This is a genomic window from Pseudomonas sp. Z003-0.4C(8344-21) (assembly GCF_900104975.1).
In the GTDB taxonomy this organism is placed as follows: domain Bacteria; phylum Pseudomonadota; class Gammaproteobacteria; order Pseudomonadales; family Pseudomonadaceae; genus Aquipseudomonas; species Aquipseudomonas granadensis.
In genome coordinates this window covers 4,073,063-4,095,584 of record NZ_LT629756.1, presented here as the reverse complement: position 1 = coordinate 4,095,584, position 22,522 = coordinate 4,073,063, and the positions used below count along the sequence as shown (strand labels likewise).

General features: G+C 60.2%; 23 protein-coding genes and 1 pseudogene. 12 read left to right on the top strand and 12 right to left on the bottom strand.

Annotation, left to right across the window (positions count from 1 at the left end; all coding sequences use genetic code 11):
- The first annotated feature begins 7 nt into the window (after nucleotides 1-7).
- Complete coding sequence (locus BLU24_RS18530; protein ID WP_093102572.1) at nucleotides 8-1,219, top strand: cytochrome c biogenesis protein DipZ; 1,212 nt, start codon at nucleotides 8-10, stop codon at nucleotides 1,217-1,219.
- Between the two features lie 17 nt (nucleotides 1,220-1,236).
- Here the strand turns inward: BLU24_RS18530 and BLU24_RS18525 are convergent, their stop codons facing one another.
- Nucleotides 1,237-1,698 (bottom strand): GNAT family N-acetyltransferase, encoded by a 462-nt coding sequence (locus BLU24_RS18525; protein WP_093102570.1) that lies wholly within the window; start codon nucleotides 1,696-1,698, stop codon nucleotides 1,237-1,239.
- Nucleotides 1,699-1,944: 246 nt separating this feature from the next.
- Here BLU24_RS18525 and BLU24_RS18520 point away from each other — a divergent pair, with 246 nt between their 5' ends.
- Nucleotides 1,945-2,757 carry a class I SAM-dependent methyltransferase gene (locus tag BLU24_RS18520; protein WP_093102568.1) on the top strand — a complete coding sequence of 271 codons (813 nt, stop codon included), beginning with the start codon at nucleotides 1,945-1,947 and terminating at the stop codon, nucleotides 2,755-2,757.
- Nucleotides 2,758-3,382: 625 nt separating this feature from the next.
- Here BLU24_RS18520 and pcsA read toward each other — a convergent pair.
- Nucleotides 3,383-4,105: a phosphatidylcholine synthase gene (pcsA, locus tag BLU24_RS18515; RefSeq protein ID WP_093102565.1), complete on the bottom strand. Its 723-nt coding sequence runs from the start codon at nucleotides 4,103-4,105 to the stop codon at nucleotides 3,383-3,385.
- Between the two features lie 257 nt (nucleotides 4,106-4,362).
- Here pcsA and BLU24_RS18510 point away from each other — a divergent pair, with 257 nt between their 5' ends.
- On the top strand, nucleotides 4,363-5,115 hold the full coding sequence (locus BLU24_RS18510; RefSeq protein ID WP_093102563.1) for a tellurite resistance TerB family protein: 753 nt from the start codon (nucleotides 4,363-4,365) through the stop codon (nucleotides 5,113-5,115).
- 135 nt (nucleotides 5,116-5,250) lie between these two features.
- Nucleotides 5,251-7,872, top strand: a complete 2,622-nt coding sequence (gene ligD / locus BLU24_RS18505; RefSeq protein WP_093102561.1) for a DNA ligase D — start codon at nucleotides 5,251-5,253, stop codon at nucleotides 7,870-7,872.
- Here the strand turns inward: ligD and BLU24_RS18500 are convergent, their stop codons facing one another.
- Nucleotides 7,873-8,274: a hypothetical protein gene (locus BLU24_RS18500; protein WP_172833287.1), complete on the bottom strand. Its 402-nt coding sequence runs from the start codon at nucleotides 8,272-8,274 to the stop codon at nucleotides 7,873-7,875.
- 80 nt (nucleotides 8,275-8,354) lie between these two features.
- A complete protein-coding gene (locus BLU24_RS18495) occupies nucleotides 8,355-8,669 on the bottom strand; it encodes a DUF2388 domain-containing protein (RefSeq protein WP_090282773.1) in 315 nt (104 codons plus the stop codon).
- Between the two features lie 163 nt (nucleotides 8,670-8,832).
- On the opposite strand from BLU24_RS18495, the gene BLU24_RS18490 reads away from it, so the two are divergent.
- Nucleotides 8,833-9,486, top strand: coding sequence for a DUF2238 domain-containing protein (locus BLU24_RS18490; protein WP_093102557.1), 654 nt, complete (start codon nucleotides 8,833-8,835; stop codon nucleotides 9,484-9,486).
- Nucleotides 9,487-9,490: 4 nt separating this feature from the next.
- Here the strand turns inward: BLU24_RS18490 and sodC are convergent, their stop codons facing one another.
- Nucleotides 9,491-10,012 carry a superoxide dismutase family protein gene (gene sodC / locus BLU24_RS18485; RefSeq protein ID WP_093102555.1) on the bottom strand — a complete coding sequence of 174 codons (522 nt, stop codon included), beginning with the start codon at nucleotides 10,010-10,012 and terminating at the stop codon, nucleotides 9,491-9,493.
- A 180-nt stretch (nucleotides 10,013-10,192) separates the two neighbouring features.
- On the opposite strand from sodC, the pseudogene BLU24_RS28265 reads away from it, so the two are divergent.
- Together BLU24_RS28265 and BLU24_RS28260 are read left to right on the top strand one after the other, a co-directional pair.
- Nucleotides 10,193-10,963 (top strand): annotated as a pseudogene (locus BLU24_RS28265) (MCP four helix bundle domain-containing protein); the annotation flags it as partial.
- Between the two features lie 42 nt (nucleotides 10,964-11,005).
- Nucleotides 11,006-11,869 carry a methyl-accepting chemotaxis protein gene (locus BLU24_RS28260; protein ID WP_442965788.1) on the top strand — a complete coding sequence of 288 codons (864 nt, stop codon included), beginning with the start codon at nucleotides 11,006-11,008 and terminating at the stop codon, nucleotides 11,867-11,869.
- A gap of 164 nt (nucleotides 11,870-12,033) precedes the next feature.
- On the opposite strand, the gene BLU24_RS18475 is transcribed toward BLU24_RS28260, so the two are convergent.
- A complete protein-coding gene (locus tag BLU24_RS18475; RefSeq protein ID WP_093102550.1) occupies nucleotides 12,034-12,465 on the bottom strand; it encodes a nuclear transport factor 2 family protein in 432 nt (143 codons plus the stop codon).
- Between the two features lie 507 nt (nucleotides 12,466-12,972).
- Here BLU24_RS18475 and mqo point away from each other — a divergent pair.
- Nucleotides 12,973-14,622 carry a malate dehydrogenase (quinone) gene (gene mqo / locus BLU24_RS18470; RefSeq protein ID WP_093106836.1) on the top strand — a complete coding sequence of 550 codons (1,650 nt, stop codon included), beginning with the start codon at nucleotides 12,973-12,975 and terminating at the stop codon, nucleotides 14,620-14,622.
- 66 nt (nucleotides 14,623-14,688) lie between these two features.
- On the opposite strand, the gene BLU24_RS18465 is transcribed toward mqo, so the two are convergent.
- The gene (locus tag BLU24_RS18465; RefSeq protein ID WP_093102548.1) at nucleotides 14,689-15,117 is read right to left on the bottom strand and encodes a nuclear transport factor 2 family protein; all 429 of its coding nucleotides are present in this window, start codon (nucleotides 15,115-15,117) and stop codon (nucleotides 14,689-14,691) included.
- 28 nt (nucleotides 15,118-15,145) lie between these two features.
- Entirely contained in the window at nucleotides 15,146-15,496 is a 351-nt protein-coding gene (locus BLU24_RS27680; RefSeq protein WP_157720861.1) for a hypothetical protein, read from the bottom strand.
- 68 nt (nucleotides 15,497-15,564) lie between these two features.
- Between BLU24_RS27680 and BLU24_RS18455 the strand changes: the two genes are divergently transcribed.
- Nucleotides 15,565-16,377, top strand: a complete 813-nt coding sequence (locus tag BLU24_RS18455; RefSeq protein WP_093102546.1) for an OBAP family protein — start codon at nucleotides 15,565-15,567, stop codon at nucleotides 16,375-16,377.
- Nucleotides 16,378-16,491: 114 nt separating this feature from the next.
- Here the strand turns inward: BLU24_RS18455 and BLU24_RS18450 are convergent, their stop codons facing one another.
- On the bottom strand, nucleotides 16,492-16,683 hold the full coding sequence (locus tag BLU24_RS18450; protein WP_090282781.1) for a hypothetical protein: 192 nt from the start codon (nucleotides 16,681-16,683) through the stop codon (nucleotides 16,492-16,494).
- Between the two features lie 285 nt (nucleotides 16,684-16,968).
- On the opposite strand from BLU24_RS18450, the gene BLU24_RS18445 reads away from it, so the two are divergent.
- The 3 genes from BLU24_RS18445 to BLU24_RS18435 all read left to right on the top strand — a co-directional run bounded on the left by BLU24_RS18445 (nucleotide 16,969) and on the right by BLU24_RS18435 (nucleotide 19,296).
- Entirely contained in the window at nucleotides 16,969-18,465 is a 1,497-nt protein-coding gene (locus BLU24_RS18445; RefSeq protein ID WP_093102544.1) for a helix-turn-helix transcriptional regulator, read from the top strand.
- Between the two features lie 139 nt (nucleotides 18,466-18,604).
- Nucleotides 18,605-18,859 (top strand): DUF1652 domain-containing protein, encoded by a 255-nt coding sequence (locus BLU24_RS18440; protein WP_093102542.1) that lies wholly within the window; start codon nucleotides 18,605-18,607, stop codon nucleotides 18,857-18,859.
- 224 nt (nucleotides 18,860-19,083) lie between these two features.
- On the top strand, nucleotides 19,084-19,296 hold the full coding sequence (locus BLU24_RS18435) for a hypothetical protein (protein WP_090282785.1): 213 nt from the start codon (nucleotides 19,084-19,086) through the stop codon (nucleotides 19,294-19,296).
- 72 nt (nucleotides 19,297-19,368) lie between these two features.
- On the opposite strand, the gene BLU24_RS18430 is transcribed toward BLU24_RS18435, so the two are convergent.
- The 3 genes from BLU24_RS18430 to BLU24_RS18420 form a co-directional block, all read right to left on the bottom strand.
- Nucleotides 19,369-20,136 carry an SDR family oxidoreductase gene (locus tag BLU24_RS18430; protein ID WP_093102539.1) on the bottom strand — a complete coding sequence of 256 codons (768 nt, stop codon included), beginning with the start codon at nucleotides 20,134-20,136 and terminating at the stop codon, nucleotides 19,369-19,371.
- A 22-nt stretch (nucleotides 20,137-20,158) separates the two neighbouring features.
- Nucleotides 20,159-21,226: a phosphotransferase family protein gene (locus tag BLU24_RS18425; RefSeq protein ID WP_093102537.1), complete on the bottom strand. Its 1,068-nt coding sequence runs from the start codon at nucleotides 21,224-21,226 to the stop codon at nucleotides 20,159-20,161.
- A gap of 199 nt (nucleotides 21,227-21,425) precedes the next feature.
- Nucleotides 21,426-22,394: a 2-hydroxyacid dehydrogenase gene (locus BLU24_RS18420; RefSeq protein WP_093102535.1), complete on the bottom strand. Its 969-nt coding sequence runs from the start codon at nucleotides 22,392-22,394 to the stop codon at nucleotides 21,426-21,428.
- Nucleotides 22,395-22,522: the final 128 nt, after the last annotated feature.

The window sequence follows — 22,522 nt, the reverse complement described above, 5'->3', positions numbered from 1 at the left end:
ACTCACCATGTACCTCATCGCGTTTCTCGGCGGTCTGCTGACCGTGCTTAGCCCCTGCATCCTGCCGGTGGTGCCGTTTCTGTTTGCCGGTGCGCAGCGCAGCCGCACTTCGATCCTGCTCACCCTTAGCGGCATGGCCCTGACGTTTGCGCTGATCTCCAGCCTGGCGGTGGTCAGCAGCGAGTGGGTGATTCAGGCCAGCAACACCGGACGCCACGTCGCGCTGATCGTGATGAGCGTGTTCGCCCTGTCGCTGATCTCGGCGCGCATCGGTGACTGGCTGACCCGACCCTTTGTGATGCTCGGCAACCGTCTCGACCCGCAGGCACAAAACAAGGCCGGGCCGCTGGGCTCGATCATGCTCGGTGTCGCCACCGGGCTGCTGTGGGGCCCGTGCGCCGGGCCAATCCTGGGCGTGATTCTCACTGGCGCCATGCTGCAAGGGGCGAACGCGCAGACCAGCCTGCTGTTGCTCGCTTATGGCGCCGGCAGTGCCTTGTCGCTGGGCGTGCTGATCTTCGCCGGTCGTGGCCTGGTCAACCGCTTGAAACCATCGATCCCGTTTACCGGTTGGTTGCGTCGCGGTGCCGGTGTCGCGGTGCTGGGTGCGGCTGCGGTAATTGCCACGGGTTTCGATAAAACCTTGCTGGCGAACACCTCCTCTGAAGGCGTAGCCAGTGTGGAAAAAAACGTTCTGGAAAACGTGCCGAAAGTCGTCGACTACCTCGTCACCAAGGTCCGTGCGGACTCGCCGATGGAGGAGGGCAAAGGCTCGATGCCGCCGCTGACGGGTGCGGTGCAATGGCTGAATTCGCCCGAGCTGACCAGCGAATCCCTGCGCGGCAAAGTGGTGCTGGTGGACTTCTGGACCTACGACTGCATCAACTGTCAGCACACCTTGCCTTACGTGAAAGACTGGGCGAAAAAGTATGAAAAGGACGGCCTCGTGGTGATCGGGGTTCATACGCCGGAATACGGCTACGAGCGGATCATCGATAACGTCAAGGATCAGGTAAAGAAACTCGGCATCACCTACCCGGTGGCGATCGACAATAACTACGCGATCTGGCGCAACTTCGATAACCAGTACTGGCCGGCGCATTACCTGATCGACGCCAAGGGGCAGGTGCGTTACACCCACTTCGGTGAGGGGCGCTACGAGGCGCAGGAGCAGATGATCAGGCAACTGCTGGATGAGGCCAAAGCCCCGGCAGCCTGATCAGCGAAACCAATGGCTCAGAGGTCGCGGACCATGAGCCATTGCTCGTTTCCCCAGGCTTGAAAGGTTTCCAGTACTTGCCAGCCACGTTTGGCGTAGTAATCCCGCTGGGTTTGCGTATGCAGGTACAGACGTGGCCAACCGCGATCCTTCGCTTCCTCACAGATGGATTCAATCAAGCGTTCCGCCAACCCCTGGCCGCGAGCGTCGGGGCTGACGAAAACACAGGCCAGCCAAGGTCCGAGATCAGGCCGCTGGGCGAGGTCGGTACGAGCCAGGGCGGCGCCACCGATCAACTGCTGATCGTCGAGGACAACGAGGCAAGGCCAGTCACCATTGCTTTGCCCTTCAGCGAATTCGCTTTGCCAATCGGCGAGTGGCTGGTGAGCGTATTCGTAGGAGAACTGGCTGTGAATCCATTCGGCATAGCGGTCGCTGTGGTGCAGGTGATCGGCTAGCCAGACGAGGTGCGGTGACATCGGTCGAGTCCTTTCCTGAATTGAGCGTGCATGAAAGACCAATCTTTCCTTGCAGGCAATCGTCGAGGTGTTTCAAGCGCTTGACAGATTGCCACCATTCATCGGCAAACGCCTGATTTTCGGGGCTCGGCAGACGATTGGCAGGGACGCCGATCAGCCGTAGCGCGATAGTGAAACTGGCAGGGCGTTGCCAAGGATCCGCCCCCTGTTTGATGCCTCAGTCACTGTGTAGCGGAGCACCAAAGCATGAGTACCCCGATTGATCTGACTGCCCTCAAAGAACGCCAGAAAGTGGCGTGGGCCAGTGGCGATTACGCCTTGATCGGCACCACGTTGCAGATCGTCGGTGAGAACCTCGCCGAGGCCTGCGATCTGCGATGCGATGAGCAGGTGCTGGACGTCGCTGCCGGCAATGGCAATGCCACGCTGGCGGCAGCGCGGCGCGGTTGCCTGGTGACTTCGACTGATTATGTTCCAGCGTTGCTGGAGCGCGGACAGGATCGGGCCCGGGCCGAGAATCTGGACGTGACGTTTCAAGTGGCTGATGCCGAGGCGTTGCCATTCGCTGATGAGAGTTACGACGCGGTGTTGTCGACCTTCGGCGTAATGTTCGCGCCGGATCAGGCTCAGGCGGCGGCGGAGTTGGGCAGGGTTTGTCGGCGTGGCGGGCGGATTGGTCTGGCGAACTGGACGCCGGGTGGTTTCGTGGGGCAGATGTTCAAGGTGCTCGGTCGGCATCTGCCACCGCCCGCCGGTACGCAACCGCCGTCGAACTGGGGCACGGAGGCGTGGCTGCATACGCATTTTGCTGATCAGGATTTTGTGATTGAGGTGACGCGCCGGCATTTCAATTTTCGCTATCGTTCGGCGGCGCATTTCATTGACATTTTCCGCCATTGGTATGGGCCGGTGCACAAGGCTTTTGCGGTGTTGCCGCCGGAGGTCGGGGAGGCGCTGGAGGCGGATCTGACGGAGTTGCTTGAGCGCTTGAATCGGGCGGGGGAGGGATCGTTGGTGGTGCCGAGTGAGTATCTTGAGGTGGTGATTGGCAAGCGTTGATGCTGCTTTTGGGTGCATATCCGTTGCTGCGGTAACGGCTTCTTATGGTTTCGCCCTTACGGCGACTCACTTTTTTTCAAACGCCAAAAAAAGTAAGCAAAAAACGCTTGCTCCTGCGTTCGGCCCTCGCAGGCTCGGGTCCCTTCGCTCCGGGATCGCTCCGGGCGCAGCGGCTACGGTTTGCTGCGCTGCACCTCCTTCCGCTGTGTCTGGCTGCGCCAGACGGTCGCTGCGCTCCCACGCCCGGATCAATCCCTCCACTCAGCCTTCCGACGTCGCCGGTGGATCAAGATCAAAGGCACTCGAGCTAACGCTCATTGTTGAGTGGTTAGAAGCGCCGCATGGCTTGAGATCTTCGGTGGATTTGCCCCTCACCCCAGCCCTCTCCCTCTGGAGAGGGGGCCGATTTTGGTTGGATTTGAAATTTGTATTCGACTCGGTATCTCAAGTCGGCGTAGCCCTCGCATCCACCTCGGTCAGTCCCCTCTCCCTCCGGGAGAGGGTTAGGGTGAGGGGCTTTTGATTTTCAGGCTCAGTTCAAGCATGAAAACATGCGGTCAAACTGTGGGAGCTTGCCTGCAAGCGATGGCGGTCTTACACCCGACCAATTTCCAATCAATGCCGCCTATTTCACCTGCCCCCGATCAACCCACTCCAGCGCCGTGCGCCAGATGCAGATCCCCAGAAAGTAAGCCGACATCAGCAGCCACACCCCCATGACCATCGGGTTGATCTGCGGATGGTTAAGCACCAGTGACAGGCTGCACAGCAGCCAAATCGCAGTGACGGCTATGTTGATCGGCATGAACCGGCGTACGCGGAACGGATGCAGGAATTTCATCCGGGTGACGGTCAGCAGTGCCAGGCCGATCACGGTGAGGAAGGTGATCCACGGTCCCGGGCCGATGATGTACAGGCACAGCGCAACCACGTTCCAGGCGGCCGGGAAGCCGACGAAGTAGTTGTCTTTGCTTTTCATGTTGACGTTGCAGAAGCAGAACAGCGACGACACCAGAATCAGCGATACCGTCAGCAGCAAGGTGTAGTCGGGCAAGGGGATGTAGCGGTAGATGAACAGCGCCGGGATGAATACGTACGTCAGGTAATCGATCACCAGGTCGAGGATCGAGCCGTCGAAGCTGGGTAGCACCGATTGCACGTTGACCTTGCGCGCCAGCGCGCCGTCGAGGCCGTCGACGATCAGCGCCACGCCCAGCCACATCAGGCAGTGGGTCGGCTGGTTTTCCAGCAGGGCGAGGGTCGCCAGGAATGCGGTGACCACGCCAGTCGCGGTAAAACCATGGGCGCCCCATGCTTTGAGCCTGGCGATGTGTATGGTCGATATCACGGGAGCGTTCTCCAGAAAGTGCAGCTGGCCGGGTGTCGCCCTTGGAAGCAGGGCGCCGGCGAACCGGGTCGGGGTTGCAGCTATCGACCGGTTTGGCCGGGATAAGGTTCACGCACCATCAATCTTAGCCGGGCGGCGAAAAAATTCCTCGACTGGCGAGGCCAGACGTCGAGTGTCAGCCAAACGGTGCTGGCGTTGCGGCTGGCGGGGTCTATCGTTGCCTGACGCAGTCACGGCCAACGCCTGAGGATGACGTCATGAACACAAGAGATTTGCTTGAACAGTTGTTGCGGGGCCAGGCCTCGGGGCGACCCTCCACGGGCGCGTCCGCCGGGGATGGTCTGGGTGGGCTCGGTGGTTTGCTTGGCGGGCTGTTGGGCGGCGGTCAGGCCGGTGGCGCTGGCGCGGCGGCATCCGGCGGGCTCGGCGGGTTGCTCGGTGGCTTGCTTGGCGGTGGCGGTGGCGGATTGGGCGGTGCTTTGGGCGGGGCGCTGGGGGGCGGCAGTCGCAGTCGTTCTGGCGGCACTAATTACGCAGCATTGGCATCGCTGGGGATGATGGCGTATCAGGCTTATCAGGCCTGGCAACGCAGCCAGGCCAGTGCGGCGCCGCAACAGATTCCGCAAACCGCCGATCTGCTCGCCGGCCCGCAAATCGAAGAGCACAGCCACGCGGTGTTGCGTGCGTTGATCGCGGCGGCGAAAGCTGACGGCCGCATCGATGAAACCGAGAAACATTTGATCAGCAGCGAAATCGGCAAACACACCAGCGATCCGCAGCTGCAGCAATGGCTCGACGCCGAAGTCGCCAAGCCGCTGGTTCCTGCCGAAGTGGCGCAATCTGCGCAGGGTGACCCGGCGGTGGCGGCAGAGATGTATCTGGCCAGCGTCATGCTGGTAGACGACCAACAAAACGCCGAGCGCCGCTACCTCGACGAACTCGCCGCCGCCCTCAACATCGACCCCGATCTGCAAGTGCATCTGGAAGCGCAGGCCAAAGGTCAGGCCTGAGCCTAAAAGCTAAAACCCGCCGACAATCAAAGCCCTTGGCGCTCCATCCGTCAGGGGCTTTTTCAGCTCGATTGAATTTTTTTCACGGCGCATCGCTCTTCTGCATAACAGAGCCAGTCTGCAATCGGTGCGCCCATGAACAGGAATCTCGACGACTACAACCGCATGCGCGATTTTTCCGCGACTTCGGAACCGGCCGCGGTAAAACGCTCCGGCCGTAAAACCGCGAAGGATCACGCCTTGCAGTTCTGCATCCAGAAGCACGACGCTTCGCACCTGCATTACGATTTCCGCCTCGAACTCGACGGCGCGCTCAAGAGCTGGGCGGTGCCGAAGGGGCCGTCGCTCGACCCCAAGGTCAAGCGTCTGGCGGTGCACGTCGAAGATCATCCACTGGATTACGCGACCTTCGAGGGCAGCATTCCAGAGGGGCATTACGGCGCTGGCGATGTGATCGTCTGGGATCGCGGGGTGTGGATTCCCCTCGACGATCCGCAAAAGGCTTACGCCAAAGGCCGGCTCAAATTCGAATTGCAGGGAGAGAAGCTTGGCGGTGTCTGGAATCTGGTGCGCACGCACATGCCGGGCAAGAAAGAGCAGTGGTTTCTGATCAAACATCAGGACAACGCCGCGCGCCCCCAGGATGACTACGACGTATTGGTTGCCGAACCGGACAGTGTTTTAAGTGAACGCACGATCGTCGCCAGCCCGAAAAAAACCGCCGAACAGGCCAAACCGCTGAAAAAAGCTCCGGCGAAACCGCGCAAGCAGGCCACCGGAAAGCTCACCGGCGCACACAAGGCCAAGCTGCCGGCGCAACTCAAACCCGAGCTGGCGACGCTGGTCGACAGTGCACCGGAAGGGCAGTGGAGTTACGAAATCAAGTTCGACGGCTACCGGATCATGGCGCGCATCGAGGGCGATCAGGTGCAACTGTTTACGCGAAACGGCCACGACTGGACGCACAAACTGCCGCAACAGGCTGAAGCCTTGGCGGCATTAGGTCTGGAATCAGCCTGGCTCGACGGCGAGATGATCGTCGCCAACGAGCAGGGCGTGCCGGATTTTCAAGCGCTGCAAAACGCTTTCGAAGTCGGGCGCAGCGGCAACATCGTTTATTACCTGTTCGATTTGCCCTATCTCAACGGCGTCGATTTGCGCGAAGTCGCGGTCGAGGAACGACGTGCCGCATTGGCAACCATTCTCGGTTCGCAGAAAAGCGAGTTGCTGCGCTTTTCCGAAGCCTTCGAAGAGACCCCGGACGCGCTGCTCAACAGTGCCTGCCAGATGCAAATGGAAGGTTTGATCGGCAAGCGCCTCGGCTCGCCTTATGTATCTCGGCGCAGCAGCGACTGGATCAAGCTCAAGTGCAAACACCGGCAAGAGTTCGTGATCGTCGGCTACACCGATCCGAAAGGTGCGCGCAGTGCCTTCGGCGCCTTGCTGCTCGGCCTGCATGATCGCGACAGCGGTGAATTGCGCTACGCCGGCAAGGTCGGCACCGGGTTCAACGAAACCACGCTGAAAAGCATTCTGGCGCAACTCAAACCGTTGCAGGCCAAAAGCGCGGCGGTGGTCAATCCGCCCAGCGGCTTCGAGGCCAAAGGCGTGCATTGGCTCAAGCCCAAACTGCTGGCAGAAGTGGCGTTTGCGGAAATGACCAAGGACGGCTCGGTGCGCCACGCCGTGTTCCATGGCCTGCGCAACGACAAACCGGCCAAGGCCATCACCGAGGAGCTAGCGAAGCCTGTGAAGACTGTCGAAAGCAAAACTGCCGAGAAGAAACCCGCGAAGAAGACTGCTGCCAGCAAGGCTCCGAGCAAAAAAAACGCGGCGAGCAAAACCGAAAGCGCACCGTCGCAAGCCAACCTGGCCAACGGCAAGGTGCGCATCACCCACCCGGAGCGGGTGATCGACGCGGTCAGCGGCACCACGAAAATGCAGCTCGCCGAGTATTACGCCAGCGTCGCCGAATACATACTGCCGCACCTCAAGGATCGCCCGGTGGCGCTGGTTCGCGCCCCGGACGGGATCGCCGGCGAGCTGTTCTTCCAGAAGAACGCCGAGCGCCTGGCGATCCCCGGTATCAGCACGCTCGACAAAGACGTCACCGGGCAGCCGGTGATGATGATCAACAGTGCCGAAGCGCTGATTGGCGCGGTGCAGATGAGCACCGTCGAGCTACACACCTGGAATGCCACCCAGACCGATCTGGACAAGCCCGACCGCTTCGTCCTCGACCTCGACCCGGACCCGGCGTTGCCGTGGAAAAGCATGGTCGAAGCCACAGCGCTGACGCTGACCGTGCTCGATGAGCTGGGGCTCAAGGCATTCCTGAAAACCAGCGGCGGCAAGGGGATTCACCTCGTTGTGCCGCTGACTCGCAAGCACGGCTGGGACGAGGTCAAGGATTTCAGCCACGCCATCGTCAGCCACATGGCCAAGCTGTTGCCGGATCGTTTCTCAGCGGTGTCCGGGCCGAAAAACCGTGTCGGCAAGATCTTCATCGATTACCTGCGCAACGGTCTGGGCGCCACCACCATTTGCACCTATGCGGCGCGCGCGCGTGAAGGCATGCCGGTGTCCGTACCGGTTTTTCGTGAGGAAGTGGCGGAGATCAAGGGCGGCAATCACTGGAATATTCACAACGTCCATGAGCGCTTGGCCGAGGTTGGTGAAGAGCCGTGGGCGGACATGAAGAAAACCCGTCAGACCATCACCGCGCAAATGCGCAAACGCGTAGGCATGAAAAAATGATCAGGTGTCGCGCAGCAAGTCGTGGGCGTTGAGCAGTTCGAAGGCGATCGCCGGGTTGTTGTTCAAGCCTCGGCGAATCGCCGTCGGGATCGCTTTGCGGGTTTTGCGGCACAGCCCGGGCAGATCGTCGATGTCGATGTCGATGCCGAGCATGGTCCGCACCTCATGGAAGCCCGGTGAGACTTCGACTCGGATACCCAGTTGCTCATACATGCGTTTTTGCAGATGACGCAGATCGTCGAGGTCTTTGAGCTGTTCCAGACGCGCCAGCAGGACTTTTTCTTCGTTGCGGGTCAGGCGCAGGATGCGTAGATCCGCGCCGGGCGTGTCCAGCAACGGATCGCGCCCGCATACGCAGGCGCCGGGTGGGCAAGGGGAGCGCAAAGGCGCGGTGGTGGTCATGGCCTCCATCATAGAGGCCGTCGGACCATTTTGCCTATGTGAGTGAGGCAGCCGTCCATCGGCCGCCGTCTTCCTGAAAACTAAGGTTTCAGGCCTTCGTAATGCACCAGAATCGCGTTGGCGAGGTCTTCATCGCTGGCGTTGAGGCCTGGGTTGTCCTGGCGCACCTGCTGCAGCACCGATTCAAGATAAACCCCACGGATGGCCCCGCCACTGGCGACGAATGCAGACACGTCGTCGCGGGCTGGAATGACCATCTTGTCATCCTTGAAGGTCGAGTACAGCGACGCGGAAACACCGGCCGAGGTGGCGACATCGCCCGCGTCGACACGGGCCAGCGCCGAACCGACCGGCAGGCAAAGGAGTAGAGATGAAACGAGCACTAACTTGCGCATGACGGTGTTCCTCCGAAGGCGCGAAGCAAAAGGGAAGGGACTACATAACGTCAGAGATGATCGGCGCGCGGGAGTTCCGTGAGCGACGAAAACGCAGCGGCAAGGAACCGGGCAAAACGCCGAAGGGTCTACCGCTTGCCTGTATTGTTTGAGAGTCGATTTGATGCTCCTCAGAGTCAGCGACAACGTTGCCCGCCCCGCCGACACGCGAATCGAAGCCGCCTTGCTCGGTGGATTTGTCCTGCTGGCCATCGCTCTCGGCATAGCCCCGCGAAGCCGCGTCGACTGGCTGCTGGAAAATGTGCTGGCCGTGGCGCTGGTGTTGGCCCTGGTGCTGGCATATCGGCGGTTTCGCTTGTCGTCCTTTTCGCTGGTGATGATCTTCGCTTTTCTGTGCATCCATGAAGTCGGCTCGCATTACACCTACTCGCGGGTGCCCTACGATCAATGGAGCACGGTGCTGACCGGTGTCAGTGTCAACAAGGTGCTGGGTCTTGAGCGCAATCACTATGATCGGCTGGTGCACTTGAGCTACGGATTGCTGATGGTCTGGCCGATGCGCGAAGTGCTGCTGCGCCTGACCCCGTTGCGCGGCGTCTGGCTGGTGCTGATGACCTTGAACGTGGTGCTGGCGACTTCCGCGTTGTACGAATTGATCGAGTGGATCGGCGGCGCTTATCTGGGCGATGACACCGGACAGGCCTTCGTCGGCGCGCAGAACGATCCCTGGGATTCGCAGAAGGACATGGCCCTGGCGCTGGTCGGCGCCGGGCTGTCCTTGCTGGTGTTGGCAGGCGGGCGTCGGGCGCCGCGCTGAGCCGTCAGATCACGCCGCAGGCCATGCGATCGCCGCCACCCCCCAGTGGCTTGGGCATGTCGGCGTGGTTGTCGCCGCCGGCGTGAATCATCAGGGCGTGGCCCTTGATCTCGGAAATTTTCTTCAGGCGCGGGGCCAGCACTGGATAATTGGCGACACCGTCAGCCGTCACATACACCGCCGGCAGATCCCCCAGATGGCCATCGGCGTAGGGGCCAAGGTGCTTGCCGGTTTTCGCCGGATCGAAATGACCGCCAGCGGCCAGTGCCGCGCCTTTTACGCCATCCTTCACGCCCGCTTCGCAGCTGCCGTTTTCGTGAACGTGGAAACCGTGAATGCCGGCCGGCAGGGACTTCAGGTCGGGGGTAAACAGCAGGCCGTAAGGCGTTTCGCTGACGCTGACCGAGCCGATCGCCTGCGGCGCACCGTCGGCGCTGACCAGATTGATCGCGACTTTCTCCGTTGCTGCTTGTGCGGTACCCATCGCCAGAGTGCCGAGCAGACCAAACCATAATGCGCGTTTCATAAGCGTTTCCTTCAGCTGCATGAATGTTCGAAGCGATGGATTCATAGCCTGCCAGCGTTAACCGGCGATGAAGGTGCAATCCATCGGCGCTGCAGCGTGTGACTGGCTGCCCGATCGAAAAGTTTTGCCGGATTCAAGTCGCCGCTGACATCAGCCGATACGCTCTGTGTCGGCAGTTCCATGCAAATAGGCTTAACTGAAATCCGACAAGCGCAATCCAGCGTGCCCACGGGAGATTCCACGGTGTCGATCAAACTGCGTTTGGTGTTGCTGATTGCGACCAGCCTGCTGACAGCGCTGATCGTGAGTCTGGTCAGTTATGTCGGCAATCTGCGGATGGCCACGGCCGTCGGCGATAACACGGTGAGCATGAGCGCGCTGCGCAATCACATGGAAGCCGACATGATGCACGACGCCCTGCGCGCCGATGTCTATTCGGCGATGTTGGTCGGGTTGGGCAAAAGCAGCAGCACGGCGGCGCAGGTACGTGATTCGCTCACCGAGCACGCCGGGCATTTTCACCAGGTGCTCAACGACAATCTGAAGCTGCCGATCAACCCGACATTGCGCACGGCGCTGGAGCAGATCAAGCCGAGCCTCGACACCTACATCGACACCGGCGAACGGATTGTCGAGCTGGCGCTGGACAACCCCGAAGCCGCCCAGCAGCAACTCGGCACCTTCAACACGGCGTTCAGCCAGCTCGAAGAGCAGATGGCGGCGCTGAGCGAACTGATCGAGTCCAACACCCAACACACCGCCGAGGTCACGGAAGCAGCGATCCGCAGCGCCAATATCACCCTCGGCGTGGTGCTGCTTGCCAGTCTGCTGTTGCTGCTGGCGCAAGGTCGCTGGGTCATTCGCAGCATCACCGGGCCGTTGCAAACTGCCAGTCGCATCGCCGAAAGCATCGCTCACGGCAACCTCAGCGAGCCGATCGCCGAACCGTCCGGCAAGGACGAGGCCAGCGTGCTGATCCGCACGCTGGCGACCATGCAACGCGATCTGCGCAACATGATCGAGGTGGTTCGGCGCAACGCCCACGGCGTCAGCGGCATGAGCGAACAGCTCAGCCAGGGCTGCCACCAGGTCGCCGACAGCAGCCAGCAGCAAAGCGTCGCCGCCGGCACCATGGCTGCAGCCGCGAGCCAGATGACCGCCAGCATCGAAGAAATCACTCGCCACGCCGAGCGTGCGCTGAGCATGGCCAATCAGGCCGAAACCCTGGCGAAAGAGGGCGGTGGGGTGATCCATCAGGTGGTCAGCGATATGGATGACATTGCTCGCTCGGCGCAGCAATCGGCGCAGGTCATCCGCACGCTGGATCAGGAGTCGGAAGCCATCTTCAACATCATTCAGGTGATCAAGAGCATCGCTGACCAGACCAACTTGCTGGCGCTCAACGCCGCGATCGAAGCAGCGCGGGCCGGCGAACAGGGGCGCGGCTTTGCCGTGGTCGCGGACGAGGTACGCAGCCTGGCAGCGCGCACCAGCGCCTCGACCCAGGAAATCGCCGCGATGGTTGCACGGATTCAAAACAGCACGCGTGAGGCGGTCAGCAGCATGGAGGCGGGGGTGGCACAAGTTGATAAAGGAATGGCGGTAACCGCGGAGGTTGAACGGGCGATTCGCGAAATTCTCGACGCGACCTTGAGCACCACACAGCTGGTCAACGACATCACCCGCACGATCGGCGAACAGAGCCAGGCCAGTAACGAAATTGCCCATCAGGTGGAAATGATTGCCGGGATGTCGGAAGGCAACAGCCGGGTGATCGGCCAGACCGCGACGACCACGGACGAGTTGTCGAGCCTGGCGGGGCAGTTGGCGCAGTCGGTGGATCGGTTTCGGTTGTAGCCAGAAAATGGTGGCGTCCAGGCTATTGCTATCGCGAGCAGGCTCACTCCTGCAGGTGTGCGGTGTTGATGAGTTTTGCGTAGACGCCGCCGCTTTCTGTAGGAGTGAGCCTGCTCGCGATGAGGCCAGCCCGAGCAACATCAACTCGGGCTAAATAATCACGATCAGAACTTGAACGCCTGTCGCCCAATCAGCAACCACTTGCCCTGCTGCTTTTGCCAGATCTGAAAGTTCTCGATCTCGGTCGGCACCACCTCGGTCCCCTTCAACGCCTGCGCCGAAAAGTGGTTGCGCACCAGCGCGGTATCGCCGGACAGCGTGATGGTCTGCTTTTGCATTTCCAGAGTCTTGAACGCGCTTCGGCCAGTTTCGATGTCGGCAATGAATTCCTTCTTGTCCTGGACCTTGCCGCTGGAATGGCCGTAGGTCAGGTTGGGGGCGGTGAGGGCGTTCAGTTCGGCGATGTTCTTGTGCAGCATTGCCTGCGTCAGATGGTCCACGGCCTGGGCGACGTCTTTTTCCGCCGCAGCAGGCGCGGCCATGGCGTAACCATTGAAGGCGCAGAGAAAGCCGATCAGAAGTCGGGTCTTGGTCATTGCGGTATTTCCTTGTTGTTATGGGTTGATGACTGACTTGGCTTGTATTCATCAGTCATCGTACAACGTAGCAGAATACCCAGCGATCAGTCAGCACTTTGCGCCGCTTCATCGTCATCGGAAAAAGCCGTGAGGCGCAGAGTCATGTTCGGCCGCTGTCAGCCGATAAAGCGCTAGTGGTGCAAAACGACTTTCAAGTCGGGAACAGACGCGCGGGTTTGCCCTGACGTGATATTCTGCGCGCCAACTTGGTTTGACCTTATTCAGCCAGCATGCCTGCGGGCGTGCTGGCAGGATCCCTGTCGCTCAAGTAGCTGAAGCCAATAATGATAAGAAGTCAGTTCAGAAGGGACATCAACTGAGGTCGATGCGGCATGTCGGCCTTGTGTGCCCACCCGTCAAAATTGAAGTGTGCCGGAATCTGCGACGCCAGCCTGAGCGTCATCAAAGCGGATCGCATGCTGATAACAGCGGCGGGCGGAAGGCGTTTTATCATAGGTGCAACAGATGTTTAAGAAAGTGAACACAGCCTTGCTGGGTCTGGCTTTGGCAATGGGGATGACATCCGCCAATGCTGACGAAGCAAAGAAAGTCGACGTCCTGCTGATCGGCGGCGGCATCATGAGCACCACCCTGGGTGTGTGGATCAATGAGCTGGAGCCGAGCTGGTCGATGGAAATGGTCGAGCGCCTCGATGGCGTCGCCCAGGAAAGCTCCAACGGCTGGAACAACGCCGGTACCGGTCACTCGGCACTGGCCGAGCTGAACTACACCCCGGAAGACGACAAAGGCAACGTAACGATCCCGAAAGCCGTCGAGATCAACGAAGCGTTCCAGGTGTCCCGTCAGTTCTGGGCCTGGCAGGTTCAGCAGGGCGTTCTGAAGAACCCTCGCTCGTTCATCAACACCACACCGCACATGAGCTTCGTGTGGGGCGATGACAACATCAAGTTCCTCAAAAAGCGCTACGAAGCCCTGCAGGCGAGCCCGCTGTTCGCCGGTATGCAGTACTCGGAAGACCCGGCTGTGATCAAGAAGTGGGTCCCGCTGATGATGGAAGGGCGTGACCCGAACCAGAAAATCGCGGCCACCTGGAGCCCGCTGGGTACGGACATGAACTTCGGCGAAATCACCCGCCAGTTCGCCGCGCACCTGCAGACCAAGCCTAACTTCGATCTGAAACTGTCGAGCGAAGTCGAGGACATCACCAAGAACGCCGATGGCACCTGGCGCGTCAGCTACAAAAACCTCAAAGACGGCACCAAAACCGAAACCGACGCCAAGTTCGTGTTCATCGGCGCTGGTGGCGGTGCCCTGCACCTGTTGCAGAAGTCGGGCATTCCTGAAGCCAAGGAATACGGTGGCTTCCCGGTCGGTGGTTCGTTCCTCGTGACCGAAAACCCGACCATTGCTGAACAGCATCTGGCCAAGGCTTACGGTAAAGCTTCGGTGGGTTCGCCACCGATGTCGGTTCCGCACCTGGACACCCGTGTCCTGGACGGCAAGCGCGTGATCCTCTTTGGCCCATTCGCGACCTTCAGCACCAAGTTCCTCAAGGAAGGTTCGTACCTGGACCTGCTGACGAGCACCACCACGCACAACATCTGGCCGATGACCAAGGTTGGCATCAAGGAATACCCGCTGGTCGAGTACCTTGCCGGCCAACTGATGCTGTCGGATGAAGACCGCATGAACGCGCTCAAGGAATACTTCCCGAACGCCAAAGCCGAAGACTGGCGCCTGTGGCAAGCCGGCCAGCGCGTGCAGATCATCAAGCGTGATGAAGCTGCAGGCGGCGTGCTGAAACTGGGTACCGAAATCGTTGCTGCTCAGGACGGCTCAATCGCCGGCCTGCTGGGCGCATCGCCAGGCGCGTCGACCGCTGCACCGATCATGCTGAGCGTGCTGCAGAAAGTCTTCAAAGACAAAGTCGCCTCCCCTGAATGGCAAGCCAAGCTGCACCAGATCGTTCCAAGCTACGGCACTCAGCTGAACAGCGATCCGGCCAAAGTGGCCGCAGAATGGGCTTACACCGCCAAGATCCTCGAACTGCCGACGCCTCCGGTGATCGGTCAGGCCGCTGCTCCGGCAGCCGGCGCTGCGGCTGAAAAAGCTCCGGCTATGAAGGACAACGCTGCACGCGATATGGCGCTCTAAACACACGCCTGACGCACAAAGCCCACTGCACCGGTGACGGTCAGTGGGCTTTTTTGTGCCTGCGCTTCACGCCTTGGCTTTGGCCAGATAAGCCCCCAGCCGCTGGCCCATCTCTTCACCCAGCGCCTGCAAGCCGCTCAACGGCCGCACCATCACTTCAAACTCGACAATCTTGCCGTGCTCATCGAAGCGAATCATGTCGATGCCTTTGAGCTCTTTCGTACCGACCCTGGCACTGAATTCGAGAATCACATTGAGCCCATCAGCACTGGCCAGCTCGCGGTGATATTGAAAATCCTCGAAGACCTCGACCACGGTATTGAGGATCATCGACACTACCGGCGCGCCGGGATAGGGCGTGTGAGCCATCGGCGAGCGAAACACGGCCTGGGCATCAAGCAGCTCAGGCAGGGCGCGCAGATTACCGGTGCGGATCATCTCGTGCCAGTGCTGCAGGGATTGGGCGACGGGGGCTTGCAGGGTCAGCTCGGTCATGGGGGCTCCGGTTTTTTTTTGTTGGTCTTCAATGGCACTGACTGTAGATCACCCAGGCTGCAAGAACATCCTGATGTGCCGAGCTGAATACCCAACCATCGCCAATGCGGATCAGATGCGCGTCTGATCCGTATTTTTTCGCTTTATCTGACGCTGTAACCGGTTCAGTCAAGCGCTCACAATGCCCCGGCAGTGCGGGCACCCGCGACGTTCCTTCATCCCGAAGCGTCCAGTGCACCGCTAACCCGGCATTGAGGATAGCAAGATGAACAAGATGGCGATTTTCCTGGGTGGCTTCCTGACACTGACCATTCTGATCGGTTTGCTGGCGACGATTTCTCCGGTCTGACGCGCCCGCAGTTTTTTCGAACTCCGCCATGTTCGCGCTTTCAGTTGCAGTACAGGGCCATGCCAGCGGCCCCACGGACTGTAAAGAAGGAGCGAGACATGCGTTGCACAACCCCGCACGGACGATGGCTATCGATGGGCGCGCTGCTGACGGCATTGACCGGCTGCGCGATGAGCAACACCGAATCGCCGGTACAGACGCCCGGCAAAGCCAAGGCCTCCGACACGGAACTACTTGAGACCGGCGCACAGTGGCTGCAAGACAAACCGCCGATTCGCGCCTTGAACCTCTACCTCGACGGCTTCCACTTCTACAACGGGCACCCCGATGTGCAAATGGAGGCGCACCACTATTGTTCGGTGCTCAACGAAGAAGTCTTTCAATGCGTGATCTATGACGGCAACAGCGCCGACGCGAAATTGATGGGCGTCGAATACATCATCAGCCAGCGCCTGTTCGCCCAATTGCCGGCTAGGGAAAAAGCGCTATGGCACAGCCATGCGCACGAAGTCACGTCCGGCCAACTGGTCGCCCCGGGCATCGCGCAAGTCGCCGAAACCCGGCTGATGGAAAAGCTCGCCAACACCTACGGCAAGACCTGGCACACCTGGCACACCGATCAGGACAAGCAACTGCCGCTCGGCGTGCCGCAATTGATGATGGGCTTCACGGCCGACGGCCAGGCCGATCCGCAGATGGTGCAGCAACGCGACCAACGCCTGGGCGTCGACACCGCAAAAAACAAAACCGCCCGCGCCGCGATCAAACCGGCGCCCATCGAACAGGGCGCCGATGCCTGGAAAAAGGGCAATGCGGTGCAACTTCCCGACCCGACCGGGCACACGCACCTGATGCCGCGTCCGTCGACCGGCAGCGATGAGAATGCTCGGGGGACGCAGCCCAAACCTTGAGTAACCATCGGTAGGTACTGCGTTCGGTCGCTCCCACAGGGTTTTCAGCTGCGCACGAAATCTGTGCTCATCCTCAATCTCTGTGGGAGCGAGCCTGCTCGCGAAAGCGGAGGGTCAGCCACCGCCGCTGCGGCGGCTTTCCATCCCCTCCGGTTTGCCCATGTCCAGCAATCGTCTTTCCATCAAGACACTCTCAAGCGCCTGGCGCTCGACCAGGGCCATCTGGTGCTCGCGCTTTTTCAACTCCAGCAAAATGGGGCTGGACCAGGTGCGGTAAGTCTGTTCGATGTTGCGGCGGGACGTCATCAGTCTCTCCTTGATCAAGAGCCCGGTATTGCGAGCAGGGGCTCAATCCGATGAGGAGTTAACATTAGACGACATAACGGGCGGGTGCCTGGTTTCTGTGAAGGCCAGATCAATGATAGGGGCGATTGCTCGCGCGACCCCGGATCAGATGAATTGATGCATACTCCCACCGGCTGCGCGATAAAGCTCGATGCCACAGGTGTTTTGCCGGTTTCAAGCGGCCGCACGAACCCGAGCCGCTGCGGTCGTAGTCTTCACCGAGCCGCCTCACTGTGTGGAGATCCAATGAGCCAGGAAGTCCTGACCACCGAAACCAATCGTCGCCAGTTGCAGCAAATCATCGCCGGGCTGTCCGACGGGGTGATTTTGCTGGAGCTCGATCAAAGCATTCTGTGGGCCAACGAAGCGGCGCTGGCCATGCACGGCGTCAGCCGGATCGGCGAGCTGGGCAGCAATGCCGAGGAATACGCCAAGCGGTTCAGCCTGCGCTATCGCAACAATCACACCTTGCCACCGGAGAACTATCCGATCAGCCGCGTCGCGCGCTGCGAGATGTTCAGTGACGTGCTGATCGAAGTCTCGCCCGCCGATGACCCGGAGCGTATCTGGGTACACAGCGTGCGCAGCATGGTGCTCACCGACCGTTTGGGCCAGCCCGAGTCGCTGGTGCTGATCATGAGCGACGTCACCGACTGGGCCAACGCCGAGCAGCGCTTCGAAAAAACCTTCAATGCCAACCCGGCGCCCGCGGTGATTTGCCGCCTTAGCGATTTGCGCTATATCAAGGTCAACCCAGGTTTCCTCGAAATGACCGGCTACAGTCGCGAGCAGGTGATCGGCACCTCGGCGTACGAAATCGATATCTTCGAGCAGGCCGAGAAACGCGATCTGGCCATTCAGCGCCTGCGCGACGTCGCGACCATCCCGCAGATGCAGGCCGAACTGCGCCTGCCCGATGGCGGCAGTAAACAAGTGATCGTCGCTGGGCAACCGCTGTTGCTCAACGACGAAAACTGCATGCTGTTTTCCTTCGTCGACATGGAGCCACGGCGCAAGGTCGAACTCGCCTTGCGTCAGAGCGAGGAGCGTTTCGCCAAGGCGTTCCGCCTGACCCCGGTGCCGATTCTGATCTGCAGCGCCGACCAGCAAGAAGTCATCGACGTCAACCAGGCGTTTCTTGAAACGCTGGCCTATGAGGCTGATGACGTCCTCGGTAAAACCGTCACCCAGTTGAAATTCATCGATGATGAAGGCGAGCGCACGCGGCTGCTCGCGGCGCTGGCAAACAATGCTCGAGTAGACCGGGTGGACGTGCGGGTGCGCAAGCGCGACGACGAATTGCTTGAATGCGCGGTGTCGGCGGACACGGTGAAGATCCACGACACGTCGTGCTATCTGCTGGTATTGATGGACATGACCGAGCGCAAGCGCTCCGAGCTGGAGCTGGTCGCCGCGATTGAAGAGGTGATGAAGGATGCATCGTGGTTCAGCCGCACGCTGATCGAAAAACTGGCCAACGTGAAGAAGATCAATTCGCCGCAGTTGCCGAGCGCGTCGTTCACCGACTTGACCGCGCGCGAACGCGATGTGCTGGGGCTGATCTGCGAGGGTCTGGCAGACAAGGAAATCGCCGCACGGCTGAAGCTGGCGCCCAACACCGTGCGCAATCATGTTGCCACCGTCTACTCCAAGCTCGACGTGCACAGCCGCAGCGAGGCAATCGTCTGGGCCCGAGAACGCGGGTTGTTTTCCGGAGAGTGGGGTGCCAAGGGGCAACGCTAGGGGTGCAAATGCACTAGTGATTCGGGTGCAAATTCGTGTATTGGCCGTCGAGTTCAGTTCTTAGGCTTGTGGGGTGCGGTACGAGCCTTTTTCAGGCACGGGACCGCGTCCCCTCGATGCAGCCAAAGGAACGACCCAAATGATGAATCTTGCACAGTTGCGTGCGCAGCTTGAGCACAGTTTTCCGCCGCTGGCGTGTGAGTGCTCGGTGGATGGCGATCATTCGCTGACAGTGAAGCTCTATCACAAGGATTCGGGAGCGGTGGATCTGGTGATCAGTGGTCTGAAGCTGGATGAGTTGCGCACACCGGAGTCGGTGCAAGCGCTGGTCGATGAATTGCGCTATGAGCTGGAAAGCAATTCCTTGCGATCCTCGGCAGATTCGAGCTTCTGATCTCGATGCATTCCTGTGGGAGCGAGCCTGCTCGCGAAGGCGATCTACGTCGCTTTTCCCGCTTCACTAACCCGACCTCCAACGTAAAATCGACAGCCATGAACCGTTCAAACAGCCTGTTCACTGGCACTTGCAAGGGGCTCGGCTATAAATAATGAGTCGTCAGGTTTTCCGTGACCGGTTGGGTCGCGGGAATTCGTCTCTCATTCACCGCGGGTCGTCCTATGAACCATTCTGGGAATCGCGTGTTGCCGTTGGCTTTTCTGTTCGTGTTGCTGGCCGGTTGTGCCAGTCCGCCACCCCCAGCGCCAGTGGCGCCGCCGCCACCGCCCGAGCGCACCTGTCAGGTCATGGAAAACACCGAGGTTGCCGGTGACATGTACGTGGACGGGCAGGTCACTCGGCACATCACCACCACTCGTTGCATCACTCAGTAGCAGCGCCGCACAAACCCTGCGGGAATGAGCGCGCTCTTTTCCGCAGGGCTGGCACTTGTCTGAATAATCAGATCAGGACAGGAAACCGCCGTCCACGTTCAGCGCCACTCCGGTGGTGTAGCTCGACGCGTCGCTGGCCAGGTACAGCACGGCGCCAGCCATTTCGCTCGGGTCGGCCACGCGCTTGAGCGGGATCTGCGTCAGTGCCTGTTTGAGGATCGCATCGTTTTTCACCAGTGCCGAGGCGAACTTGGTGTCGGTCAGGCCCGGCAGCAGGGCGTTGCAGCGGATGCCGAATTGCGCGCATTCCTTGGCGAACACCTTGGTCATGTTGATCACGGCCGCTTTCGTCACCGAATAGATGCCCTGGAAAATCCCCGGCGAGATGCCGTTGATCGAGGCGACGTTGATGATGCTGCCGCCGCCGTTTTCGCGCATCAGCTTGCCGGCTTCGACCGACATGAAGAAATAGCCACGGATGTTTACGTCGACGGTCTTTTGAAACGCCCCCAGGTCGGTGTCCAGCACATTACAGAACTGCGGGTTGGTCGCGGCGTTGTTGACCAGAATGTCGAGGCGGCCGAACTGTTCCTTGATCCCGGCGAACACCTGAGCAATCTGCTCCATTTCACCAATGTGGCAGGCTACGGCCGTGGCTTTGCCGCCGGCGGCGACGATCGCGTCGGCGACATGCTGGCAGCCGTCGAGCTTGCGGCTTGAAACGATCACATGGGCGCCTTGCTGGGCCAGCAGTTTGGCGATGGCTTCACCGATACCACGGCTGGCGCCGGAGACGAAAGCGATCTTGCCGTCGAGGTCGAACAACTGAGTCTTGGACATAAGGGTTCCTTGGTGTGGGCCGTCAGAGGCTCGATTTGGCGATGACCTGCAGGCTCATCTGCTCCAGCAGTTTGTTCATGTGAATGAACTGCGCGAAGCGTTTGTCCTGGGTCTGGCCATGGTAGAAGCGGTAGTAGATCTGCTGCACGATACCGGCGAGGCGGAACAGGCCGTAGGTGTAGTAGAAGTCGAAATTATCGATCTGGATTCCAGAACGCTCGGCGTAGTAATCGACGAATTCACGGCGGGTAAGCATGCCCGGCGCGTGGCTCGGCTGGCGGCGCATCAGTTGCACCGGCGCCGGGTCGTCCGCCTGGATCCAGTAGGCGAGGGTGTTGCCCAGGTCCATCAGCGGATCGCCGAGGGTGGTCAGTTCCCAGTCGAGCACGCCGATGATCTGCATCGGGTTCTGCGGATCAAGAATGACGTTGTCGAAGCGGTAATCGTTGTGGACGATGCTTGACGTCGGATGGTCGGCGGGCATCTTGTCGTTGAGCCAGGCTTTGACCTGCTCCCAGTGCGGCGCATCCGGGGTCAGGGCTTTCTCGTAGCGCTCGCTCCAGCCTCTGATCTGGCGGGCGACATAGCCTTCAGGTTTGCCAAGATCGCCCAGCCCACATGCCCGGTAATCGACGCGATGCAGTTCAACGAAGCGGTCGATAAAGCTCTTGCACAGCGCTTCGGTCTTCGCAGAGTCGAGGCCCAGTTCCGGCGGCAGATCCGAGCGCAGGATGATTCCCTTGACCCGCTCCATCACGTAGAACTCGGCGCCGATCACCGACTCGTCGGTGCAGTGCACATAGGCTTTCGGGCAATACGGGAAACCGTCGCGCAATTGATTGAGGATGCGGAATTCGCGGCCCATGTCATGGGCGGATTTGGCCTTGTGGCCGAAGGGTGGGCGCCGCAGGACGAATTCCTGTTCCGGGTATTCCAACAGGTAGGTCAGGTTCGACGCACCACCGGGAAACTGGCTGATTGCAGGTGTGCCGGTCAGGCCTGGAATGTGCGCTTTGAGGTACGGATCGATCAGGCTGGCATCGAGTTCTTCGCCGGAGCGGATACGGGTGGACTGGTCAGTAAGCGCCATGCTTATCCCTTCTGCTTATTTTGGAGGCCAGACATCATTGGCTAATCTAATGGCACGCTCGTGCAGCGACAAGCGCGGGTCGGTCTTATAGGTTAGCGTGTTGCCCAATAATCACCTTTGGGAATGAGCCCTCCCTTCCGAGCGGAAGGGGGGTTGCAGGCGTGGGCTGTTGGCGATGCAGAATCCGGGTTGGCGATCTTCAGGAAACGCGCTGGTCGTTGAGTCGGGGCGGGAGGGAAACGGGGGTCAGCACCGCTTGCCCGGAGAAAAACGCCACAAGGTTTTTCCCGACTAGCTCCACGGTACCCTGCATGGCTTCCGGTGACAGACCGGCAACGTGCGGGGTCAGCAACACGTTATTGAGGGTTTTCAAGGCATCGGGCACTTGTGGCTCGTGGTCGAACACATCGAGGGCGGCACCGGCGATTCGCCGTTGTTCGAGAGCCGTCACCAGATCCGCAGTATCGATGACACTGGCACGGGCGATATTGACGATGAAGCCATTCGGGCCCAGTGCATCGAGTACCGAGCGAGTAACCAGGTGCTGCGTGCCAACGCCACCCGGCGTGGCGACAATCAGAAAATCCGCAGCCCGTGCCAGCTCGGTCGGGGTCGAGCAGAACGCGTAAGGCACATCGTTTCGCACCTGACGGTTGTGATAACTGATCGACATGTCGAAACCAAGATTGGCCCGTTTGGCGATCGCCATGCCCACTGCACCAAGCCCGAGAATGCCCAGACGTTTGCCGGCCAGCGACGGACGCATGATCTTCGGCCATTCACCACGGCGTACGGCGGCATCACAACGGGGTATATCGCGTACCAGCGCCAACAGCATCGCCATCGCATGGTCAGCCACTGACGAGGCGTTGACCCCGGCGCCATTGGTCACGGTAATCCCGCGGTCACTGGCCGCCTGCAAATCCACTTGCTCGTAACCGGCGCCGATCACGGTGATGATCCTCAGCGCGGGCAGGGCGGCGATTTCCTCGGCGGTGAGGCCCAGCGGACCACGGGTCAGCACTGCGTCAATGCGGCTGCCGTGGCTGGCAATGGCTTGTGCACGTTCGGCAGGTGTGGGCGCGAGAATCAGGTGAAAACCCTGATGTTCGAGAATCGGCAGATAGTCATTGATGGTTTCAACCAGTACCAGAACGGTTGCGGGCATTGCACGGCTCCTGAGATCAATGGCGGGTGGGTCGCGAAAATCGTTTCAGCGTGCTGAATCCGCCGCGTTTTGGCAATCATGATCATTCGCGCAGTCGTGCATTGATTCTGGACGGCTTCGGGCAAGAA